Here is a 700-nt window from a genome sequence, read left to right on the forward strand (position 1 = left end):
GGTAGAAGATTTCGTATCAAACCAAGCCCAAATCTCTTACGTCTCCATAGCGTATATAAATCAGATATTAAAAGCATCCCCTTACAACAATATGATAAACCAGACGTTTTATGATTTTGGAGTATTACCCGGCGTTCAGTACATTTCAATGAACACACAAACTTACCCATTGAACATTACAGATCTTAGATTAGCCATAGTTCACGCCATTAACTACTCAGCCTTATTAAGCATATTTAATTATAATGGAAATATATTAGCTGATCTACCTTTAGGTCCCATTTCCCCTCAATATGGCATACTATACAATCCTGGAAACTTATCCTTCTATTCATACAACTTGTCTCTAGCTTTACACTATCTAAATGAAGCTGGATATGAAGGAGATTTCTACGTAACATTATCTAATGGAACCGTTATAGGCAATCCTAAGGGTAATCCTTTACCGACTTTACAAATAGTAGCCTTAGCTCCCGTAACTAACACCATGCAAGAGGAGTTTGACATTATAACGCAGAACTTAAATCAAATAGGTATATCAGTTTCAGTTAAATATGTAACGTTCTCAGTGATAGAGTCGTATGCGACCCCTCAATCAACGCCAGATATGATTGCAATAGGTTGGACACCGGATTGGCCAGATCCAGTCTTTCAGCAATTAATGCCGTTAACTGACATACAGTTTGGAGGACCTTCTGGC

The 700-nt window shown here is 37.6% G+C and carries 1 protein-coding gene; it reads left to right on the forward strand.

What is annotated here, in order from left to right:
* On the forward strand, positions 1-700 hold a 700-nt coding region (locus DMP16_RS10535), incomplete at both ends, for an ABC transporter substrate-binding protein (protein ID WP_255446894.1).

It is taken from the genome of Sulfolobus sp. B1, assembly GCF_007050195.1.
GTDB lineage: Archaea > Thermoproteota > Thermoprotei_A > Sulfolobales > Sulfolobaceae > Saccharolobus.